This is a genomic window from Hominimerdicola alba 8 (assembly GCF_000178155.2).
Lineage (GTDB): Bacteria > Bacillota > Clostridia > Oscillospirales > Ruminococcaceae > Hominimerdicola > Hominimerdicola alba_C.
Window position 1 is genome coordinate 143,248 of the sequence record NZ_ADKM02000091.1, and the last position, 19,542, is coordinate 162,789.

Below are 19,542 nucleotides of genomic sequence, written 5' to 3' on the forward strand. Positions count from 1 at the left end.
ATATGACAAACACAAAAAAGAAGTCCGCTAAGGAAAAACGCATACTCGTTGCTTCTATCATCGTCGCAGCAACGATCGTTGCAGGTTCTACTTTCGCGTGGTTCACATCTAAGGACGAAGTTACCAACCGTCTGTCGGCAAGTGCAAAGTATGATGTAAGCATTGCCGAAGATTTCCAGCCCCCCGAGGAATGGGTACCGGGTCAGACCATCAACAAGGACGTTTCCGCTGTCAACACAGGCAACGTTGATGCGTTCGTAAGAATGTGGCTCGGCGGTCAGATGAGATTGCTGAATGAGGATACACCCTCTGTTGATGCAACTTCAAATGTTTCATTTACAGCTGTTAATGATCAGAAACTTATTGATCTTGGATTGACTTACGGCACAGGAAACAATGTTTATTATCGCGAACTGAGTCAGAAACAGATCGATAATCCTAAGGACGAAGCACATAAGACTGATGCTAATGAGAACACAAATCAGCCTGCAACATTCAGTGAAGTTCAGTCTGTACAGGCTGGCGGTGTGCTGGTCTATGCACCTGAAAAAGCAGGTTATACATGGGAGCTTGAACAGGCTACAGAATTGCCGATCTATACTGGTGGCACCGCTACAATGACAAATGTAGCAAAGGGTACAAAAGTTGGTACGGGTAATTCTACAGCTGAAAATAAGATAACAGCTACTGACACAAATTACTTTGGTGCTATCGATGCTTCTACATTTAAGCCTGAAACAACAGGTCTGTATATTTTCAGAAGAAATGTAGCAGAAACTGCTGATGGCACTGAAAATAAGTATGAGTACAGCGGTTATTACTATGATGCTACTCTTAACAAGTATTTTGCACTGCACAATGAAATCGGTGCTAACGGTCATTCTGACTATGTTCTGCCTGCGGGTACTATAAATGATAACAGCACAGCTACGCCCAGTAAAGATCAGGTTCTTCCTGTGACTATTAATGAAGGTAAAAAGGTATATCTGTACACCGCATCTGAAAAGGTCATAAATACAGGTTCGACAGATAATGATCTTAAATGGACTTATGATGCAACAAATAAAAAGTTTGTAGTAACTTACGGTACCGGTGATAAGGCTGTTTCGATCGATGTAAATCTTGATAATATAGGTGATGGTGCTGAGGCATGGACTGCTATAAGCGGTACGGCAGCAGACCATACTACTACGTTCTACTACAACAACGATGTTGAAGCAGGCGACTCCACAACAAAGCTGGTTGACAGCGTAAAGTTGTCGGAGAATACCAAGAATGGTGCTTACCTTGCATTTGATTTTGACCTTGATGTATTCCTTGACTCTGTTCAGGTTACTATGGACGAGGCAGGCAACGAGAATTTTGAACCTGTCAAGGATGGCTGGACTGTAGCAACAGGTGATACTGCAACGGCTGCAAAGGCTGAAGCGACAGTTGGCGCTCCTGAAATCAATACTATTACTTGGACAGCTGCCAACTGATCTAACCCCAAAAAATCTCCAAACACACTATTATTTTCCCGAAAGGAGGCTGTCCATGAAAATCAAACAATTTTTCACTTCGATCATGGGCAGTCTGCTTATCGGGATAAACGCAATGGGCATAACAGCCCTTGCGGAAACTTCTTTGCCCGATGGCGCGGTAAAGGGGCTTCCGGAAAGGCTGGCGGCACTCGATGACGAGGGCAATGCAGTAAATTCCGCTACGGGTGAGTACTTCTTCCATGTGGAGGATATGCAGTTCGGTGAGGTCTACAGCAAAAATATACAGCTGATGAACCTGCGCGAAGATCATTCGTATCACATTTATTTCTATGTCGAACCGCTTTTCAAGGCTGGCGAGATAGACCTCGAAAAGGGCTGTGAATGCAGTTTTTTTCTTGACGGTGAAGAGATATATCGCGGTGATGTCAACGGCAAAGGCAATTTTGACCTTAGCGAACAGCATTTCGACTGCGGCAATTATGAACCGGGTGAGTCGCATGTGCTTAGGTGCGAGATAGTCTGGAACGATATAGATGTCATTCAGAACGTTGATAACGGACACAGGCTTGTCGATAAGGACGGCGAACATGTGCTGGTGGGTCCCGGTGATTCGGGTTATGCTGAGGGCGAGATAGAGTTCAAGTGGATATTCTATGCGATGGTCGATGTACCCGACTCGCAGACAGATATCGATGACCGCAGGAGTTCTGTCCCCGACAAGCAGGAAAGCGCGGCGATACCGACCTCAAAGGCTGATGGATTTTTCCCGCCGTACACGGGCGCTGTGCTTAAAAACGGTACCGTGTGGCTGGCTGCGATGGGTGTCATCACAGTGATGATAGCTGTGCTGCTGGTGCTGATAAAGAAGCAGAAAAAGGATAAGGATAAGTGAAAAAACTCGTTTTGTGGGCGATGGTCGTCATACTCGCCTGCGCGGGGATATATTGTGCGAAACGCTACTATGATGAAGCGTATCTGCCGCGAAAACAGCTGAAAGATGCCGACAAAGAACAGCGTGAACTGTTTGATAGGGTAAGACCCGATGTTTCCGTGACTGAGGCGCAGGCTGTCAGTAAAGAAAATGAAAGTCAGCCCGAATATGACCCGCTGGCAGACCTTAAAGCCGAAAATGACGAGTCTGTTGGCTGGCTGACCATTGATGGTACAGGCATCGATTACCCGATAGTTCAGGCATCTGATAACAGTTTCTATTTGCAGAACGGCTTTGACAAGCAGTATAACTGCGGTCTGGGCTGCCCGTTTCTGGACTATAGGTGCGAGGGCTTCGGAGAAAGTGTTTCGATAGTCTACGCCCACCATATTCAGGGCGAACAGGCGATGTTCGCAGATATTGCAAAATATAAGGAAAGTTCTTATATGGCGGCTCACCCGCGCGGTGAACTGCTGACGGCTGATGGCATGTGTGAAGTGGATTTCTTTGCATACCTCAACATACCCAGCGATGACTATGCCTATCAGGTGGGGCTGACAAAAAAGTCTGACCGTGACGGGTATATAGATCACATTTTTTCAAGCGCGTCATACACTTCGGGCTTTACGGCTGATGAGTTGAAACGCGGTGACACACGGCTGCTGCTGCTCTCGACCTGCACCTATGAATTCTGGGAGGCAAGGGGAGTGCTGGTGGGGGTTATCAAACAGAAATAAGCGGTTTTTCTTGTTTTACACCGCCTAAACGGAAATTTACGGCAGCGTATACTGCCTGATGTATATATTCTTGCTATGAAATAATAACGCATCTGATTTCCGCAAAACTGGGATTCGGGTGCGCGTTATGTTATATGGAGATATTTTTCTGAAAGGAGATGATCGGATAATGAGAACAAAGACAGCTTTCGGACGAGTGATGGCTTTTATGCTGGCACTGGTCATGGTGCTTGATCTGTTCGGTGAACGCACTGCGTATGAGATACTGGGCGGATTGAAAACATATGCGGCGGCTTCCGATTATTCGGTCGGATTTCACTGGGATACAACAGGTCTTGGCGAGAACAACGGTACAGACCGTGAATACTCCCTTGACAAGAACAGCACCGAACTGACACTGACAGAGAAAACAGATGAAAACCCTGTGCTAAAAACCACTTTCTTCTTCAATCTGGCAAAGAAGATAGAACCGGGCAACATGGAATTCACCATAACAGGTCTTGATGAACTTATCAGAAACGGCAAGCTGACCATGAACCTCAACGACCCTAACCTCGTAGGCACATGGGATTATGTCAAGGACGAGGCGACTGATACCTATACTTTCATCAACAAGGTGGAGATAAGTTCAAATAACGAAACTACTTTCACATGGCAGTTCAATTCGCGCGATGCTGTGGACGGCGCGGATATCGAACTTAAGACCTCCGTAAAGGTCACTGAGGTCGAAACAAAGAAGACATATGACGAAGAAAAGGGCGAATGGGTGACCGAGAAGATACCGAAACTCCCCGCTATCACACTTGAGTCGAACCCCATAAACTTAAAGTACCATTCGGTGCATGATGAGAACAATGTCAAGATAGTCTGCAAGGATATAAACGATACCGATTTCAATAACCTGAACAGCAAATATGACTGGCGAAGCTACCGTTCGGTGCTGGGTCTTGACGGCATGACCGAGTATACGAAGAAAAACGGTACAGCGACCGATGCCTCAAATCAGGAATTAGATGCCCATATCATCGAACAGAACTATGATGAACAGGTAGCTAGCCGAAAGTCGAGGGGCATAAAGACATCGGATCATTTCATCGAGGTCAAATTAGACGGATTGCAGAAAGAAGATCTGATGGTCGTAAACTCGGCAGGCAATGTAGTGCCGCTGGTGATGAACGGCGATATGCTGGGCTTCTACGATTTTCGCGGAAGAGGTGACCAGAAGGCGGGTCAGAGTTACACTTCTGAGTACCGCATCGGTGTTCTGAATGATGTCATCGACTCAACAGGCAGCCAGAAGATAACGCTGACATCTCACTACCTTGTGCAGTATGACGATGAACAGACAGTTGTCGATATCACCGATACCGCCGCCCATTACCTTTCAACGGAAGACAAACAGCCTGTTGGCAACGGCGGTTATATGGTCAAGTATAATGAGTATGAGATAAATCTGGCGAAAGAATATGACAAGCATTGGTATGAATCCCATGCAAGACATTACAACGGCGCTAATCAGTTGTTGTATGATAACATATTCAGCGGCAAGGTCGTCACCTATAGTCTTACAGGCCGCACACCGCGTCTGGAAGAAAAGAACTCAGCAGGTGATGTGATATCCGTTCCCGAATATGACCTTGTCTACTTTGACGGCGCACCCGATATCAAAAACCTTAAGGATATCGAAAGCAGACAGCTGGAGTACAGCGAGTATGACTTCACGCGCATATCCGTGAAAAAACTGGTAAAGGGCGATTCTGTCACTCTTGACCCCAATACCACTACAGGTTTTGATTTTGATATTTTTGTCAGGTCGAATGACCCTCAGTCTGAACTTTACGGCAAATGGACAAAGGTCGATGTTTCGGGCAATGCCATAACAGGTGCGGCGCACACGGGCAATACTGTCACCGAAACGCCTGTGTATCTGCCTGCGGGCGTTGATGAGATACAGCTTATAGTGCGCGACCTGAACATTCGTGCCGATGTTGGCGCAAATGTCGATATCGCCTACAACGTCAGGGAAGAGGACTACGACCGCATCATCATCGATACCGAGAATTTCTATAACAGCGCTGGCAGGGCGACAGAAAATTCAAACTTCGGCACTAAGCTGGTGAACTATTTTGAACGCAGACAGTTTGTCGGTGATTATGATGTCACCAAGACTTATGCCGAGAATGACAGTTCTTCTGCTTACGAAAACGGCAAGATAGTCAGGAATACCCACAACACTGTGCATTCAAATACGTGGCTGAGAGATTCTGTTACCACCATAGATGCCAAAGCAGGCATGAAAGATTTTGAGTACCACGAAATGACAGGTCATGGCGCGAGCAATTATTACTCCGCCGAGATAACTGCGGGCGGCACTGTACAGTCTGATACGCAGAAAGCGCTTCAGCGATTTGCGGTATATTCGCGCGTGCCCGATAACCTGACCATTGACGAAAACTGGCTGGAAAAGTTCAGACAGTCGCTTAAATTCAGCGGAACTCTGCTGGGCGGTTCGACTGCTGTTGATGAGAACTTTGTGCTGGAAAACGATGCGGTAACCGTGTACTATGATGAAGAGCGGAAGTGTGTCGTGGCAGAATTTGATTTCAGGGGCATGGCACTCGATTCAAGTGCGCTGACCTCTGTTGAATTTGGGTATGATGCGAATATAACCCAGATGCAGTTCAGTGCACTGGATACATCGACCGAATGGTTCCGTACAAATGCTTTCATCACTGTGCTCGATGATAATGTGCGGCTCTCCGCATCGAAAGACCACAACAAGACCCTTCTGCCCGCACGCGACAGCCTGAACCCCACAAAAGGCACTGCCTATGAGCGTGAAGTGTCGATGGACTCGGCACAGGTGTCGATACATGCGCTCGGCTCGCAGAAGAGCAACTATGTGAACAAGTACGTGTCAAGCTATTACAACGGTTGGGTCTATGACAACTCAGCTGAGGTAGATGGCAGTAACGCCGAACACCTCGATGAAAACACAAAGCGCATGACATCGGAGTATACCTATAAGCTGTTGTTCAACAGATATTCCACCGATGCGCGCGAGAAAGTTTCAGACCCGATATTGCTTGATATCGTTGACGGTCTGCAAGACTCCGCATGGCATGGCTATGTCAGAAATGTGCATTTTGAAGCGGGCGACAACTATGAATACACCCCGGAGGTCTACTATCTGCTGAGAGAGTCAGCAGGTGTTTCGGAAAGTACAGACGGCACATACAACCATGCCTATGGTAAAGTCGATGATTCGATATCACATCTGAGTCAGTACGGCGCGACACCCGCATCTACAGATGTTGGCAGTAACTATGCCGCAGACCTCGCCGTATACAGCGGACTTAAAGATGATATAAGTACTAGCTGGGAAAAAGCGCAGTATACTGACGGAAAATATGTCATAAACCGCCAGAATGTCTATGCCGTAGCCGTTATTTTTAAGGGCGCACACATTGTTGGTGATGACAAGGAAATGCAGTTGAGGGCTTACATCGATATGAGCGCACCCTCATTGACCAATGACGGTGCTGATGCCAACAATAACCGCGCAGCTTATAACGATACCCACGTTTTTGCAGAGGGTGAGAACAGCGTCAACGGTGTTGATTTCCCAATGTACTCTGTCAGCAATACAACAATGGTGATCATGCGCCATAACGTAGAACTGATGAAAGTAAGCGCAAAGGACGGAAGCAAGCGTCTGACAGGCGCTAGGTTCAACGTTTATAAGGGTTCGCCTGCGGCGGGTACTGAAGTTGATTCTGATGACAATTTAGTTTGGTACTATGAAAAGGGCGGAAATGAGCAGTTCCCGATGGAAAACAAAGCCGTAAATCTGGCAGGCGTTTTGCAGATGAACCTTTCGCCGGGCATCTATTATTACAAGGAAACCAAAGCACCTGCCGGTTATGTGCTTGACCCGACCCTGTTCAGGTTCCGCGCCATATCAGATGAAAATTCGGTGTTCTATTACACCACCGATCTGAAAACTGCGGAAGAGATCGATCGTGAACACCTGATAGTCAACAAGATGGAGTATGATGCTTATCAAAACTCTGTCTACAGCGGCAGAGATCCGGTCGATGCAAACAAAGTCTTCCACATCTACAGTGATGACGGAATTATGTTAACAGAACTTGCATATGATGCAGTTCAACAGGAATACATCTATGACCCTGACAGTGAGTCGGCTTCTGCTGTTCTTAAGTGTCAGTGTGTCGATCACGGTGTCAGATGCCTGAAAGTGTCATCGCTGCCTGCGGGTTCATATTTTATTGGCAGCAGCGCTGATGACCCCGATGGCTATTGGTTCAGTGTTGCAGATAACAGCACCATCACTTTCATGATACTTAAAAAGATGCCTATGGCAGGCGTGAAGTATCAGCTGAGGCTTATGGAGGGTTCAGAACCCGCCGCAAATGACGAACAGCTTTATGAGATAACAACAGGCAGTGATGGTCTGGTGCACCTGACAGGGCTTGACAGCAGCAAAAAGTATTATCTGGTGAACACTGCTGCCCCGATAGGCTACAAACTTGTTAAATATCAGCCTGTCACACCCGATGCAAACGGCGAGATAGATCTGTATTCGGCAGAACAGCTTGAAAAGACCGAACGCCTTGTGGTCGAAGATGACCCCATCGAAACCGCGATGGCTAAATTCCGTAAGATCGATGCGAACAGATACAGCGAAGAGGGCAAACCTGAGGTCCCCCTCAACGATGCTGTCTACCACATGTATTATATCGAGGATGACGGCTCTGAGTCACTGTTGTATTTTGCATACAGCGAAGCTAAAAAAAGCTACACGCTCAAAGGCACAAGCGGTTCAAGCAGTCATACGGCTGACCTGACCAGCGTCAGCTACACCGAAAAGAATGCTCTTAGCGAAGATTTCACCGCCGATGGCATGATAGTTGTCAGCGGGCTGACCTACGGCACATATATCCTTGAAGAAGTATCTGCACCATTGGGCTATCAGCTGAACAGGCAAAGGCAGTATTTCAACGTTATGCCCTCTTATATAGACGAGTTCGGAAATGTCAATTTCTCTGATGAGGGCGAACTGAAAGGTACGCTTTTGCTGAAAGATGAAGAGGTGCTGAGCAGGATAAGGCTGACAAAGTCAGATGCACAGGATAAGAAAAACGTGCTGAAAAATGCGGCATACAATGTCTACAGACTGTCTGAGAATACCGATGATACCCTGTCGGCTGAGGACTACCTTACAGCGGCAGAGAATGCGGCGGTCAATTCGCTGGGCATCACAAACTCCGCAAACTTCATGAAGTACTGGGGCGAGCCGATAAAGCAGGTGACCACCAATGCAAGCGGTGAAGCGCTTATCGAAAACCTGCCATTCGGCACATATCTGCTGTATGAGTTCCTGCCGCCTGTGGGCTATCTTTGGAACAATGATATGGGCAAGTGGGAAACGTGGTCTTTCATCGACGGTGAAAACACTGCTGATGACCTGCACAGTCAGGTGGTCGTTATCGATCAGCAGACCATCACCCACAACAGCACGCTCACCGATACAGCAGTTGCCGATGAAAACGGCACACAGCCCAATGAAGACGGCTGGATAGAAACTTATCGCAAAGTGCCTGAGTACCATGAATTTTTCGCATCGCACTCCGATGAACGCAAAAACGGCAAGGCAAGACTCATCAAGACCAACGAAGACAGACTGGGCTTGTCAGACGGTGTGTTCGCGCTTTATCAGGTTAACCTGACCGATGCTGAAAAAGCGAAAGTGCTGGGCAAAACTCCCGAAGAGTTCGCGGCTATGTCTGACAGTGATATCAGAAAAGAACTGGCTAAGACCGACCCTGAGATAACCGATATAAACATCAGCGACCATTTTGACTTATCTAAGGGCAGACCAAAGACTGTGGTCGGTAATACCGATGTGACCATAGACAAGGCGATAAAGCAGGATATGCAGACCAACGGCGACCCTGCCAAGCGCGGTGCTACCATTACCGCTGACGGTCTTGAATGGGGCATCTATTACTTCTATGAGGTCAAAGCACCTGCGGGCTATCAGGAAGACAGAACGCCTTATGTGTTCGCAGTGAACTCCCGTTCGGTGGACACACTTATCGAGGTCGAGGTCACCGATGCCAAGACCTACGGCAAGGTATGGCTTTATAAACAGGCTAAGGAAAGCGTTGACGGTAATCACACCAAGCTGTTCGGCGCACAGTTCAATTTGTATACAGGCGATAATGAAAAGGTCATGTCAGTGCCGATGCTCAGGCTGTCCGATAAGCCGAACGCTTCGGTAACTACCAAAGAACTGTTGGTTGACAGCTTTACTGTCAATGACAAGGATAAGCTGACCTTTAATCTCAAAGACGGCGGCAGTGTGACCGTAACATACAAACTTGACAACAGCGGCGATATATTACATGTTGCTGCAAGTGACGATTTTGCAGACATCTACGGCTTTACGCCGACGGTCAGCGACCTGCGCCTTACTTACTACGCAGTTTCGGCAGACGGCAGCAGCTATTATGACGATAACAAGAAAAAGTATGTCTTGTTTGACGGTTCGGCTGACAGCCAAAAGATAAAAAGCTGTATCACTGACACTTACGTGACGGCAGACCAGGGCGGTCAGCTTTGTGTCAGAGGTCTTGACTGGAAGTCATACTACTTCCGCGAAACTGTCCCGCCTGAGGGCTACGGTCTTGCAGATGATGTGGTGTTCACAGTGAATGCCTATAACTGCGATAACCAGTTCCTCAAATGCGAAGACCCAAGTGCTATGGCGGCAATAATCGTTGACAAGGAGATACCGAGCGCTGAGTACTTCAAGGCTTACGGCGAACCGACTTTCATGTTCAAGGTCTATGGGCTGAGTACAGAGGCAAAAGGCAGTGCTGTGAGAACGGTGAACGGCGATGACTACTACAAAACAGGCAAGGAGTACACCCTTGCGATACACCTTTCGGCGGCTAATGCGGCGGCTGACGGCACTGTGAGTGGTTCGGCTATGGTAAGTGTGCCTGAGGGTCAGTATCTTATCGAAGAACTGCCTGTGTCGAGGTACGAGTGCTATGGTCTGGAAATGGTCGGTGACCCCGCTGACACAACAGCAAAGTACAAGTCTGTCGGCATGGACGATAAGACTTCTTACACGGTATGCAGGTCTGATAAACATAAGTACGAAGTTGACGGCGGCGCGTCATGGCAGGCTTTCTGTGACCTGACAGAAAGCGACTTAGACGATATTCCTGTATTCCGTGTAAAATACAAGAACAGGATAAATCGTTACGACAATTTCAGTCAGGTGTCATACGCCGACAACCGCATACCCGAAAGCGAGTATCTGACAGCTTTCAAACCCATCTACAAACCCCTTGTGCCTGTATATGGCGGCGCTGAAAGTACCTACACCTATGAGATAGACCTTAAGTCTGCGCTGGGAAGTGCTGACAAGGACTTTGAAGCGGTGCTGAGTTACAACACAGGCACTACAAGACCGCTGACTTCACTGAACAATGTTTCGTTCAAGTCAACCGTTGATAATGTGGATAATATCACCGATGTGTCATTTGATTCCGCATCGGGCATACTGAAAATAACTGCCCAAAACCCCGCAAGTTTCGCAGGTCAGACTATTCTGCTGGACGTAGGCTACGGCAACGACGGCGAATACAACGAGGGCGATACGGGAATGGTCAAGAGCACGCTTAACCTTACGTTCAGCGAGATTCAGGCTGACACAGTAAAAAAGCTGGTGCTGAAAAACGATGTGTCTAACAGGTCGTATTTCCCGCAGGCGGAAGGTGCAGGCAAGGACAGCACAGTGGCAGTCATCTACACAAAGCCTGTGGGCAGCAACACCTACACAAAGTCTATGCAGGACGCTTCACAGACTGACACGCTGACCGTTCTTGACGGCTATGCGCTGTCATACTGGTATCTGCTTGGTGATGACGGCAGACCTCTGACAGACATAAACGGCGATGTGATACAGTTCAGGCGGAATGAAGATGCGTCAAAGGACGAGATAGTGCAGTACATTTTCAGCGGAACATGGCCTGCATATCTTGCCGCCAACGACAAACACGGCGACCTCCTGCCCGAAAAATATACCCGCCCGCAGCCGGTCGATAACATTTCGGCATTCACATTCCAGGCAGTTGTCGGAAAAATCACGGAAAAGCCGTTGACTGCTAGGGTGATATTGACTACTAAAGATGCGCTTAATGACAGCGGTATATTAGGCATAAATAATGCAGGATATGTATCCGGTAAGATCACTGGTGTGACTCCATCAAATATGACCGCATTTAAGGAGGGTAACGAAGCTGGTTGGAATAGCTGTGATGATAACCATAGATTGACATATGACTCTTATGCAGGAAATTATCCTTCCGGTTCTCCTTATCCTGATTATGTTCGATTCTATGCTATTGGTACAGAAGTCTACTGGTATACTGTAGATAGAGAAACTCTTCTTCCTACAAATGGAACAGTATATTTGGTGCAGAACGAAAATAATTATAAAAATACGCCCAACCTGTTTATGAATTATAAAATGCTTTCAGATGTAAGCGGCATGTTTGATTGGGATTTTTCCGGCATGAATATGTGTGGATATATGTTCCAAAATACAGCTATCACCGAGTTTACATTATACAGACCTATTAAGAAAACCGGGTTGATGTATTTGAGCAGAATGTTCCGTGATTGTAAAAAACTGGTTTCTGTTTCAATGACAGTGGATACGTCTGAAGCTGGAAACGGTACTGTATGGGGACCGGAAGATACATATATTTCCGCGCAAACAAAGCAGATGTTCTTTGGATGTGAAAATTTAACTACACTAGATCTTTCAGGTGATTTCTCAAATCTGTTTAATGCGCAAGAAATGTTCAGAGGATGTAAGGGGCTTACAGCTTCTGAGTTTAAGCGAGCATTCTCAACATGGATCTGGAATACCAATGATAATATCAATATGCAAAAATATGGCAAAAACAATGGTGACTATATTTTCGAGAATTATAACAATGTGGAAGATCTTCAAGGTATTGACCTTGTTGATGCAAATGGAAATCACTTTCAGCGTAAATACAACACAATTATTAATGCTTCATAATCCATAAACACTGATGCCCGCAGGCAAGATCTGCGGGCATCTTTTTATGCAAAAAAGCCGCCGAAAAAACTCGGCGGCTGAAATATTTTGTTTATCCCGCAAAATCATGCCACGCACTTTTCCAGCCGTTCTGTTCATCGGCTGTGTAGTCGGTGCCGTCTTCGGCTTTTACAGTCTGTACGCTTTCGGCGTAAACATAAACATCGTGGGCGGCGGGGTCGGTGCCGCTGTAGTCCATGTGTACCCATGAAAGCAGTTCTTTCGTGGACTCGCCCGCCTCGACAGGCTTTGTGTAGTAATAATAGCCTGCGGTCACTGACGGTTCGGTGGGGCTTTCCTCACGAACATACACCCAGCCTTCGGGCAGATCGTTTATGTAGTACTTCGTGTCTTCTGTGTCTTCTCCGACTTCTGCCTTCCTGAATGTGGCAAGAAAGTCATCATAACCGTCATCGCTGACATTCGGCGCTTCTTCGCGCATATCAGCCGAGAATGAAGCCTTCGACTGTATATCAGAGTCGGACATCTCCAGCCGTACCCGCACATAACAGGGAACACTGCCCGTGTTGTCTATCTGTACCAGCTTGCGGTAGAAAAAGTCGTTCGTCTGGTCGGGCGGCGTGAAAACTTCTGAAACGTTTATCTTGTCTTCGCCCACGCCCACAAGGTTAGGCTTTTTGTCTTTGGCACCGAAATATGCCAGTACAGCCCCGATCGCCGCCAGCATAAGAACACCGACCGAAACAGCGGCGGCAGTTTTCTTTTTCTTTGTCATCTGACAGCTCCTTTCTATGGGGTCGCCTCTTTATTGCTGACGACTGCGTATATCTTTTTAAGGTCATCGGCGCTGTAAGGGCGATCTGCTGTGCCGTCACCCGAAAGTCCGCTTATCTCCAGCGCGTCAGCCTGAATGGTATAAGCATTTATCTGCACCTGACCCACAGTCCCTTCCGCAATATCAGCATCAACTACACTGCGCATCTGCAAGCGGTCAAAGATGGGTATGGTGACCTTGTCAGGGGCGACCCATTCGCTGTAGCCCAGCAGATATATGTCATAACTGCCGTCCATCATGCCCTGAACTTTGGTTATATCTTCGGTGCGCGGCGATATATCTGTCAGTTCAAGATATTCCCACCCCGCCGCCGAATTTGTGGCTTTGTTGTAAGAGAATTCCCACTTGCACTTATCTGTCGGTTCAAGGATATAGCCTTTTTCTGTGCCGTCCTCAACGCCTGCCAGCAGATTGAATATCGCCTGCGTTTGCAGAAATTCCTCAGCCTTTGGCGGTTCTGACAGCGTGACCCCGTCAGGGACGATGCGCTGACCGTCCGCATCAAGGAATGCGGCTTCCATACGCGGCAGATAAACTTCTGCAAAGAAAAGTTCTTTTACACTGCCCGTATTTTTCACGCTGGGCTGTTTGGTTATTATCTGACCCGCAGAAAGTTTTTGGTCTTCATCGAAATCCTCTTCTATCTTAAGCGCGACCTTGCCGACAGTGAACTTGTTGACGGCATTGTCTGTGCTTGTCAGGAAAGCGAGCGTCGCACCGACCAGTGCCAGCGCACTAAGGCTCGCGATCAGTGCTATTTTTTTCAGCTTTGAACGTTCCACTTTTTATCTCCTTTCCTGTTTTTTCATCTTTTTTAGTCGGTATGAAGCTGGTGACCATCAACAGTACTATTACAACTGCCGCCAGCACCCTGCCTGTCCTGCGGTGTAAAAAAACAGCGGCAGTACCTATCTTCGGTATAACGAATACCGTCTTGCCGATGTAATTTTCAGCAGTCACGGGCGAGGTGTCCTCAGTGTTGTTGGCATCGCCTTTTGTGGTGTATCTGCCGTCGTTTATGGCTGTTACCCTGTGGGTGACCAGCGCACTCTCGCCCATTCTGAAAGATATCACATCACCGACCGCAATGCTTTCCAGCGTGGCGTTCTCGTTAACGAAGCATACGCTGTGTACAGGTATCGCAGGTACCATCGAACCTGTTGTGACCACATAAGGCTTTATCTTTGCCAGAAAAAGCGCCGTTACCGCTATCGCACATATTATGATGAGCGTTGTCACAAAAGAAGCAGCCTTCTGAACCGCCGACCATATTGTACGCAAGATCACGGTCACAGTTCTTTGCTCAGGTAATGCCATACTTTATCTGCCTTTGTTTCTGTTTCGTCAGAGGATTTGAGATACTCTGTCTGAATGCCGAAGACTTTTATATCTATGAACTGCGAACTGCCCGAAAGCGCATCGTCCTCGCGGGCGTTGCAGAATATCACCTTGTCAAACAGGGGAGTATCAGTGGTCTTGCCGGGATACAGCACCGCCATGTCATCGACAGCGGGGTCATCATTATCTGTCCATGCGTAAAGGTATGTTATTCCCGTGACTTTGCCGCTGTCATCGGTATTTTTGCGGGTATAGTCTGCCATCGGGTGCCAGCCCTTGTTGAACAGCTGTTCACTGCCGAGTGCATCGGCTGAATATTCATCATCGCTGTTTATAAAGCGAAAAAGCGGTACAGAACAGGTATTAAGTTTTATGCCCTTGTCATCGCCGCTGTTTTTTTCAAGTGTTACCTCCTGTACAGGCACAGTCACCTGCATGAAGACATAAGCGGGTGTCTTGTCGGTATTGACGATATACGGGTCTTTATCGACCTTCTGTTCGGGGACTATAGTCGGGTCATTCCGCCAGTGCGGTTCGGTGACACGTATCTGCAAAGTCGCTGACCCGAAAGTATTTGTTACATTGTCAACGCTTGTAAAATACGCAAGCGTCCCCGCAATGACTGTGAGCGCAGTCATTGACAGCGCCAGCATGCGGCGTTTGTTTCTTCCCATTTTTTCACCTTCGTTCTGTTTCACAAGCCTGCATATAAAGCGTGTGTGCTATTATGCGCTATTTTGCTTTTGTGTTAAAAATATGGTCGTGCAATATTTATATACTGTTATTATAACATGAACAAGCTGAAAATGCAAGGGCTTTTGCATATAAATATATATGGTAAATTACGGAAGCAGCGCGGCATATCTTCTGCCGATATACTATATATAAACAACATGTCGGCAGACGTATCGATATCATGCAGTTTTCTTCACCCACCGCCTGCACTGTGTAAAAAAAGAATATGACTATCCCTTTAGCACACCAACTAAAAAAGCGGTGAACAAAAGGATAATTGAGCACCATACGCCAAGAACCTTAAGTTCTGTATAGCCGCTGTTTTTGTGGTGTGTCAGCGGGATAACCACAAAAAAGAATAAACAGATTCGAGCGCACTACAGCAGGCTTTCATCTGTTTATTCTCAGTTATCATATTATCAGATCATCTATTGGCAGACATTCGGGCTTTTTTAGCCTGCTTTGCTTCATACATATGTTCGTCAGCGACCTTTATAAGTTCTTCGACATCGCAGGCGGCACCTATCTCGTGTATATAAGCGCCAAAGCTGGCATCAAGCAGATATGGCTTTTCACCTTTCGAGTTGAATTCGGATATCTTTTCAAGAAATTCTCTTCGGAACGATTCTGCTTTCGATTCATCACAGCACGGCACAAAAATGTAGAACTCGTCACCGCCTGTCCTGCCCGCTATCTTACCTCCGATGGAACAGCTGTTTATGATCTCAGCGATCTTCCTTATGGCAAAATCGCCCTCTGCATGTCCGTAGTGGTCGTTGACTTTCTTAAGACCATCCATATCTATGACCATTGCACACGCAAGTTCATCGCGGTGCATTCTGCGTGCGGCTTCGGCAGAACGTGTTTCAAACCCCCGACGGTTGTAAAGCCCCGTAAGACCATCACGTACACTGGTATCTTCAAGACTGCTTATCAGTTCGCGGATATTGTTCTGCCTCAGCAGTGACTCCAGTGCCACCGCCAGCGTAGCTATCCATACATTGAAGAATTCGTTGAAAATACCCGAACCCGTCATGGCGATGCTGCAATACCCGAATACCCTGTCGCCGCAGTGCATGCTGGTGACATACATCATCTTCGGGTCGTTGTCAGACTCTTCAGGAAGAAATTCCTCAGTGGAGAATACCTTGCGCTCACAGCCCTCAAAATCATGCCATTTGTCTACCATCATTGCAGGGTAGACCTTGCTTGTAGGCAGGGTCATCGCTTTTTCCAGTGAGGTCTTTCCGCTTTTCTCATCTACGTATGTCATAAGGCAGAAAGTCCTGTATCCGCCGAAATTCACCGCATGTTCGGCAAAAGCACTCTCAAGGTCTTCTATCGATTCCACAAGGTTCATCTTAAGGGTAGCGCCGATAACATCGCCCAGATAATAATTGACAGTCCTGTTCTGCTCAGTGCTCAGATTAACGCGCCTTACTTCTTTTTTATAGTCGATGCTCTTGCATCCGCAGGTGTTGGCAAGTATAAGGCTCGCCTTTACCTTGACGAGTTTTGGACATTTCTCACCCTTTACCATCTTGTCTATCATGCGCACAGCTTCATCAGCCACTACCTCGCGCTTGCGGTCAACAGTAGTCAGTCTTGGTATGAACGACTGACCCTCTTCAGTGCCGTCAAATCCTGTCAGTATCACATCTTCCGGCACTCGTATGCCGCGTTCTTTCAGGGCTTTGTAAAGACCCATCAACATGTAATCGTTCGCACAAACTATCGCTTCGGGACGCTCCCTGCCCTCCCCGAAGAAGAAATCTGCCGCTTCAACACTTTTGTTGAACCAGAAATTGCCCTCAAATATGCCCGCACCCTCTTCGGGAAGCCCCAGCTTCTTCATAACGACCTTGAAAGCTGCCAGCCTTGCAGCAGCATCGGGGTGTTCAAAAGGTCCCGAAAGAAAGCCTATCTCACGGCAGCCGTGAACATCGTATAGGTGCTGTACCATCTGTTCGACACCCGATGCGTCATCAAAAACTATATTGTAAAAATCCTCCATATAGCTGCTGCCGCTGATGACAGGGCAGTGCGCCTTTTCTTTTATCTGTGCGACCAGCTTTTCTACCATTCCGTCGATAGTAAAACTCTCTTCATCAAAAATAATGCCTGCAAATTCGCCGTAAGGGATAACATCTATGAATTTGTATTCGTAGTTACCGTAATCGCGGTGCTTGCCGCCAATGATACCCATGAAATTTATGAACACCACGTTATATCCCAGTGAAGTAGCTGTGGAATTTATAGTTTCGCAGAAAGTCCTGCGATAACCTGTAGTGACCTGATTGGTGAAAACAGCAATGGATTTTCGGTTGTTAATCATATGTATCATCTCCGAACAAAAGAATTGCAGCAAAAACATTCTTACATCATTTAATAATATTATACCACGACACCAATTCAAAGTCAATACAAATTATTGCGAAATGAAGCACTGTACGTTCAAAAATTGCCAAAAAAAGTTCACATTAAGTAAAAATTAACACCAATTCAGACAACATTCGCAATAAACGGTGCGTTTGGCGCAATTATTGATAAGAAAATATCTTAAAAAGATAATATAATGTTATCAGGATAAGGAATGGGGCAGCACGAAATTATCGGGAATGTTCATTTAAAGTTTGAATTGGCGCTTTATGGCAAAATTTACACATTGTTTATTGGCTCTTCGGCAAAATTGACGAAATTTCATCTTCAAAAATGTGATAAAAGCGAATTGACTTTAGGTGAACAAACTGTTAAAATAATATTTGCATAGTAGTGTTGCAGGCGTCGGCACGAAAAAGACATGACGCTTTTGATCAAGGAGGGTATTTTATTATGAAAATGACAAAGAGATTTCTTGCAGGTCTGTTTGCTCTGACCATGTGCGTAGGCATGGCAGCATGCGGTAGCGATTCGGGTAATGACGGCGAAGCAAGTTCTGTTAAAGCTAAAGAGATCGCGCAGGAAGATAAGGATAAGCTGAACGAAGTGGCACAGAACAAACTGGATACCACTGAGCTTGAGAATAAGACCATCAGGTTCCTTTCCCACTGGGATATCAACCCCAGCGAGGGCGGCGTTGTAGGTGCAGATCTTCAGATGTTCTGGGATACCTATGACGGTAAGATAGAGTATGTACAGACCACATGGGAAAACCGTTATCAGGATCTTGCGAAGATGGTAATGGCGAATGACTCGCCCGACTTCTTCTCCGCAATGGATATGGACGGCTTCCCTAAGGGCGCAATAAAGGCTATGTTTGAGCCTATCGATGACTATGTTGACCTTGACAGCGAGCTGTGGGCACCTGCAAAGGCAACCTGCGATGCGTTCGTGTTCAACGGCGGTCACTATGTTGCAGGTATACAGTCCTATCCTCAGTATGTATGTGTTTATAACACAAAGACCATCGAGGAGAACGGTCTGGACGATCCTGCTGAACTTTATTACAATGACGAGTGGACTTGGTCTAAGTTCACTGAGATGTGTACCGAATTCACCAATCAGGAAGAGGAGAAGGTAGGTCTTGACGGCTGGTGGTATGCAGCAGCGCTGAACGATACCTGCGGTGTTCCTCTGATCGGTCTTAAGGACGGTAAACTTGTCAATAATATGGAAGATCCTAAGGTAGCAAAGGTTCAGGAACTGATGTACAATCTGGGCAAGAACGATGTATTCTTCGACAGAGCATCCAATAACTGGTCTATCAGAGGCGATGGCACAACAGGTCTTGGCGTTGGTACTTATCAGACCTTGTTCTATCCTGTTGGTCTGTGGGGCATTGAGGGTACTCCCGAGAGCGTAAGCGCATTCGGTGATGTTGAAGCAGGCGAGATCATGTTCGTACCAATGCCCAGAATGGACGACAGCGATACTTACTGGGTAACTTCCAGAGTTGATGGCTATCTGCTCTGCAAGAATGCTCCTAACCCCAAGGGCTTCGCAGCATATATGAACTGCCGTATGGCTACACTGAGCGAAGCTGATGAGATCGGCAGAAAGCAGCACATCGAAGACTATAAGTGGAACGACGACATGATGAAGATGAGAGATGAAGTTATTGCACTTTGTAACGATCACCCTCTGTATGACTTCCAGGAAGGTGTATCTGAAGAACTCAAGACCACTATGGAGACCGTTCGTCAGGCTACTGTACTTACAGGCGGCGGCGCTACCACATGGACTCAGTGTGTTGAAGAGAACAAGGCTTCTGTTGACTACCTGCTGAAGGAAGCTAACGAGAATATACAGTCTGAGCCTACTGCTGAGTGATTAATTACGCTTTCCAGATATTACGCATTGATCGTGTGCAAGCAATTGATGCGAAAAATATCCTTCATTTTTACCCTACGAGAAGA

The 19,542-nt window shown here is 46.9% G+C and carries 10 protein-coding genes; 5 read left to right on the plus strand and 5 right to left on the minus strand.

Translation table 11 applies throughout. The features are described 5' to 3' along the window. Positions 1 to 2 precede the first annotated feature (2 nt). The 4 genes from CUS_RS10925 (at position 3) to CUS_RS10940 (ending at position 12,279) form a co-directional block, all read left to right on the plus strand. Complete coding sequence (locus CUS_RS10925) at positions 3 to 1,481, plus strand: BsaA family SipW-dependent biofilm matrix protein (protein ID WP_002850483.1); 1,479 nt, start codon at positions 3 to 5, stop codon at positions 1,479 to 1,481. A 55-nt stretch (positions 1,482 to 1,536) separates the two neighbouring features. Beyond that, a complete protein-coding gene (locus tag CUS_RS10930) occupies positions 1,537 to 2,376 on the plus strand; it encodes a hypothetical protein (RefSeq protein WP_002850432.1) in 840 nt (279 codons plus the stop codon). Continuing rightward, on the plus strand, positions 2,373 to 3,152 hold the full coding sequence (locus CUS_RS10935) for a class B sortase (RefSeq protein ID WP_037277104.1): 780 nt from the start codon (positions 2,373 to 2,375) through the stop codon (positions 3,150 to 3,152). The genes CUS_RS10930 and CUS_RS10935 overlap by 4 nt, the downstream gene beginning before the upstream one ends. A 169-nt stretch (positions 3,153 to 3,321) precedes the next feature. After that, a complete protein-coding gene (locus tag CUS_RS10940) occupies positions 3,322 to 12,279 on the plus strand; it encodes a SpaA isopeptide-forming pilin-related protein (RefSeq protein ID WP_002850662.1) in 8,958 nt (2,985 codons plus the stop codon). A gap of 91 nt (positions 12,280 to 12,370) precedes the next feature. On the opposite strand, the gene CUS_RS10945 is transcribed toward CUS_RS10940, so the two are convergent. The 5 genes from CUS_RS10945 to CUS_RS10965 all read right to left on the minus strand — a co-directional run bounded on the left by CUS_RS10945 (position 12,371) and on the right by CUS_RS10965 (position 17,522). Further along, positions 12,371 to 13,054: a hypothetical protein gene (locus tag CUS_RS10945; RefSeq protein WP_002850459.1), complete on the minus strand. Its 684-nt coding sequence runs from the start codon at positions 13,052 to 13,054 to the stop codon at positions 12,371 to 12,373. A 14-nt stretch (positions 13,055 to 13,068) separates the two neighbouring features. After that, positions 13,069 to 13,896 carry a SipW-dependent-type signal peptide-containing protein gene (locus tag CUS_RS10950; protein WP_002850671.1) on the minus strand — a complete coding sequence of 276 codons (828 nt, stop codon included), beginning with the start codon at positions 13,894 to 13,896 and terminating at the stop codon, positions 13,069 to 13,071. After that, positions 13,850 to 14,431: a signal peptidase I gene (locus tag CUS_RS10955; RefSeq protein ID WP_100084574.1), complete on the minus strand. Its 582-nt coding sequence runs from the start codon at positions 14,429 to 14,431 to the stop codon at positions 13,850 to 13,852. The genes CUS_RS10950 and CUS_RS10955 overlap by 47 nt, the downstream gene beginning before the upstream one ends. Next, a complete protein-coding gene (locus CUS_RS10960) occupies positions 14,404 to 15,126 on the minus strand; it encodes a SipW-dependent-type signal peptide-containing protein (protein WP_002850440.1) in 723 nt (240 codons plus the stop codon). Before CUS_RS10960 ends, CUS_RS10955 begins: the two co-directional genes overlap by 28 nt. A gap of 485 nt (positions 15,127 to 15,611) precedes the next feature. Beyond that, the gene (locus CUS_RS10965) at positions 15,612 to 17,522 is read right to left on the minus strand and encodes a substrate-binding and GGDEF domain-containing protein (RefSeq protein WP_002850593.1); all 1,911 of its coding nucleotides are present in this window, start codon (positions 17,520 to 17,522) and stop codon (positions 15,612 to 15,614) included. A gap of 497 nt (positions 17,523 to 18,019) precedes the next feature. Here CUS_RS10965 and CUS_RS10970 point away from each other — a divergent pair, with 497 nt between their 5' ends. Then, complete coding sequence (locus CUS_RS10970) at positions 18,020 to 19,456, plus strand: ABC transporter substrate-binding protein (protein WP_002850626.1); 1,437 nt, start codon at positions 18,020 to 18,022, stop codon at positions 19,454 to 19,456. Positions 19,457 to 19,542 lie beyond the last annotated feature (86 nt).

Coding starts and splice junctions, on each gene's coding strand:
- CUS_RS10925 (WP_002850483.1), top strand. CDS start 3: ATGACAAACACAAAAAAGAAGTCCGCTAAGGAAAAACGCATACTCGTT.
- CUS_RS10930 (WP_002850432.1), top strand. CDS start 1,537: ATGAAAATCAAACAATTTTTCACTTCGATCATGGGCAGTCTGCTTATC.
- CUS_RS10970 (WP_002850626.1), top strand. CDS start 18,020: ATGAAAATGACAAAGAGATTTCTTGCAGGTCTGTTTGCTCTGACCATG.
- CUS_RS10960 (WP_002850440.1), bottom strand. CDS start 15,126: ATGGGAAGAAACAAACGCCGCATGCTGGCGCTGTCAATGACTGCGCTC.
- CUS_RS10955 (WP_100084574.1), bottom strand. CDS start 14,431: ATGGCATTACCTGAGCAAAGAACTGTGACCGTGATCTTGCGTACAATA.
- CUS_RS10945 (WP_002850459.1), bottom strand. CDS start 13,054: ATGACAAAGAAAAAGAAAACTGCCGCCGCTGTTTCGGTCGGTGTTCTT.
- CUS_RS10940 (WP_002850662.1), top strand. CDS start 3,322: ATGAGAACAAAGACAGCTTTCGGACGAGTGATGGCTTTTATGCTGGCA.
- CUS_RS10965 (WP_002850593.1), bottom strand. CDS start 17,522: ATGATTAACAACCGAAAATCCATTGCTGTTTTCACCAATCAGGTCACT.